The following is a 3,645-nucleotide window of genomic DNA, read 5'->3' as shown; positions in this document are numbered from 1 at the left end:
GGGTTGGCTTTGCAACCGAATCCTACGCCGCATCAGCGCTTTACACCACGCTCGCCAGCCTCTCAGGCGCCCTCTGACGAATAAGACGGGCTAGATGTCGCCAAGGAATCCGACTTGGTCGCGCTCGCCCAATATCATCTCAACGCTAACAACAATACGCTAGGCCAATGCCACGGCTATCCTTCGAGTGCCCGGTGCCGATGTCCAATTGTTCACCGCATGCGCCCAAGTTAGGTTGTTCAGAATAACAAGGTCCCCTGGTTTTAGCTTGAGAATAATCTCGTCACAAAAAAGTTTCTCGTAATCGGCGCCTGAACACCAGCTCCGTCCTGCATTAACGGGGTCCAGTTGGTGCAACTCAAAACCGTTCGGCGGGAACTTGAGAAGTTCTCGCTCCTGCAACATCCGAACGAAAAAGTGAAGACAGCTTTGGTCAACACTACCAATGTTATCCCAAAGGACATTCACATCCCGCCCTAGGAGAAGGGAAAAGCTTCTTTTCGGCCTTGCCATAACAATCGCCAGCAAAAGGCCCGGGATCTCGGATTTCACCTCGGCTACTATTTGGTCATCTGGTACCAAATAGTCATCCGGCGAGCTCAGACGATAAAGTGCTTTTGCACGAGTGATCATGCCCCGAGACAATGGCTTTGATCCAGGTAATATTTTTGTCGTTTTTTCTCGTAAAAGTCCCCATGCCTCACTTGTGTCGTCGATGTTCAATAGGATTGTTTCTCCTCCGTCTTTACTATTCTCGAAACAATAAAAGCACGACAACTGCATATTAGATATTCTATCTCCTTCGGAATGCGGGGTGACAAACTGATAATCATCTCGGGAATTAACGCTCATGAAGTATTTGTTGATCCGCCGTCGGTGACCAAGAAAATCGGAAAAGCCGGCCTCCAGCTCTAGCTTTTTTTGCAATCCCAGTTCACCGGCAATTTGATGTACGAGGCCGTCCGACTCGCTCGGTGAGACATTACGAATCAAAATGACACAGTCTCGACTGAGTGCCTCGATCACGCAAGTCACATCCAAGCCGCTGCACCCAAGGGTCAACAGCATGCGCCGATGTGAGAGATCAGGAGTCAGTTGTGGTTGCGACATTCGCCGTGGACCCGTTCTTCGTCGCATTCGTCGCCTCACGAGCAAGGGCCGTGCCACAGACGTCAGCGGGCATTAAGCGAAAACGCTACTTAGTGCCGAGCCCCGGCCAATCTGCGAAAACGCGATGCGTGGCGAACTTTGCAACATCGAGCGGAATCCCTGCCGCAGGACCCTCTCTCACTCGACGAGCAGACCACCTGGAGAAAGCAGCGGCGAGCATTTTGGCTCGCAAAGGCAATCCGGGCAAGGCGCGGGCGCCCGATCTTGAGTGGTCGTCGCTGTTGACGGCGCGTGCTGTTGTGTTGAGCTCTGTTCGGTTCAAGGCGTTAATGTCCCAAGCCCGACGGCATGACGGCAAAATTCTGGCAGCCCGGCGAGAAGCGAATTGTTTTCTTCAGAATGAGCTCGCAGAAGGTCATTGGCGCGTCCGTTACTTAACGTGAGCGCCAAGGAGATTCTGCTGTACGCGCGGTGATGACGGCGGCTGTTGCAGATCTTCCGACGACTTTGCGGACGCCCATGCGGTGATCGTCGCCAATAACGTCCGTATTGTTGTGCTGAGCTGTGTCTGGTTCAGGACGTCGATGTCCCAAGTCCGACGGCGGCATTCCGAGCGAGGCGCGCGTTATTTCTTCAGGAAACGCTCGCAGTACGTCATTGGTATGTCGATTGCTTGAAATGCGGGGTGATCCGTTACGGCCTTCATCGTAACCCCTGTCTAAGAGTTCAGATGAAACTTGCTACACCGGTTGGCTCTTGCATCTTTGTTGGTGGTGGTACGCTAGCTGTTAGATGTGCTCAGCTAGTGATGGAGATGGGCCACGTGATCCGGGCGGCGCTGTGTGCCGACGCCATATTCCGCGATTGGGCCGCTCTCGCCGATATCTTGTGTGTGACGAGCATTGAAGAGCTATCTGCGCTGCTCAACGCCGAGCCAGTCGAGTGGATATTTTCCGTTGCCAATCCGTTCATATTGCCAGCAGATGTGTTTGGGAAAGCGCGTAGAGGCGCTTTCAATTACCACGACGGTCCGTTGCCGCGATATGCCGGAACTCATGCGACGTCTTGGGCGCTTCCTGCCCGTGAGACCGAACATGGCATCACGTGGCATCGTATCGATCACGGTGTTGGTACTGGTGAGCTGGTCGTCCAACGCCAAGTGTTGATTGCGACGAGCGATACTGCGCTGACGCTGAATCTCAAATGTTATGAGGCTGCTATCGATGGCTTCCGCGAGCTTCTAACTGGCTTAACAAATGGAGAGCTTAGTGCTCGTCCGCAAGCGCTAGCGGACCGAAGCTTTTTCCCGAAAGGTCGACGCCCAGATGCTGCGGGCTGTCTGCGATGGGATCGATCCGCACAAGATCTGGAAGCGATGACGCGCGCCTTAGACTTTGGCCCGTATCATACCAATCCATTGGGGTTGTCCAAGGCTCTCGTAGGCGATGACGTTGTCGTCGTCAAGCGCTTGGAGGTGACGGCTCGGCGCTCGGGTTTTGCTGCGGGGGCTTTAGTTGAGATCCACCCCAGCCACTGGCGTGTGGCGACAGGGACAGAGGATGTTGATGTTTGGCTTAGCAGCTTGGATGGTAAGGCTCTGGATGCGCGGGCACTCGCGAGGCGTTCTGATTCCCATGTAGGCGACCGCCTCCCGATTCTGAGCGATGACGAGGCGCGGAGCATAACGGTCGCGCATGAAATGTTGGCGCCTCGTGAGAGTTTTTGGCGACGGCGGCTTGAACAGTTCAAAACATCCCAGCTTTCCTTTTTGTCGTGTTCAGTAGCTTTGGCTGCACCTCAATGGCAGTTGAGTTCATGGCGAATTCCAGGTGCTTTGGCTGAGCTGTCTCCCAGTAATCGCACGGAATTCTTGCTAACGGCTTGGCTGATCTACCTAGCCCGCATCACGGGAGAATTAGAGCTTCAATTGGGATGGACTCCCGCGCCGAGTGGATCGCGAGCGGGCTTGAAAGCGCTCGAGGTGCTTGTCGCTTCTGTTGTGCCGATGGCAATTACCATCGATCTCGACAATGATTTTGCAGAGGCGCGCACGGTGGTGGCGGCCGAATTCGCTCAGCTGAAGGAGCAGGATAGCTTCGCGCGAGATCTTATCGCGCGCTGCCCAACGTTGCTCGGTATGGAGGCGTTACGATTGCGCCGGCCCTGGCCCGTTGGCGTTATGCTTACTGTAAGTGGCGAGTCTGCCACTGGTGACCTAGCTTCGAGCCCGACTTCTGAGGCAGCCCTGCCCGGTGAGGCGTTAACATTTGAGGTTTGCGCTCTAGATGGCAGCTTTCGATGGCACTTTGATGCAAGTCGCTTGGAGCCCAAGCATATCGACCGTATGACCCAGCATTTGCAAAATTTGCTATGTGCTGTGAAGGCAGATCCGCGGCAGCCGGTGGGGCGGATTGAACTCTTGTCATCCGCTGAGCGCGCGTATCTGCTGGAGGAGCTGAACCGGACGGCGGCGCCGTATCCTGTGGAGCAGTGCATCCATGAGCTGTTTGAGGCGCAGGTGCGCCAGGCGCCGAA

The 3,645-nt window shown here is 55.0% G+C and carries 2 protein-coding genes; one reads left to right on the top strand and one right to left on the bottom strand.

Annotation, left to right across the window (positions count from 1 at the left end; all coding sequences use genetic code 11):
* Nucleotides 1-159: 159 nt before the first annotated feature.
* The gene (locus K359_RS56430) at nt 160-1,026 is read right to left on the bottom strand and encodes a hypothetical protein (RefSeq protein ID WP_156929122.1); all 867 of its coding nucleotides are present in this window, start codon (nt 1,024-1,026) and stop codon (nt 160-162) included.
* A gap of 898 nt (nt 1,027-1,924) precedes the next feature.
* On the opposite strand from K359_RS56430, the gene K359_RS0147260 reads away from it, so the two are divergent.
* Nucleotides 1,925-3,645 (top strand): formyltransferase family protein (locus tag K359_RS0147260; RefSeq protein WP_305728200.1); only part of this gene is annotated, 1,721 nt, incomplete at its 3' end.

This window comes from Bradyrhizobium sp. th-b2 (assembly GCF_000426785.1).
Classification (GTDB): domain Bacteria; phylum Pseudomonadota; class Alphaproteobacteria; order Rhizobiales; family Xanthobacteraceae; genus Bradyrhizobium; species Bradyrhizobium septentrionale.
The sequence above is the reverse complement of the archived record's forward strand: the minus strand, read 5'-3'. Positions and strand labels throughout refer to the sequence as shown.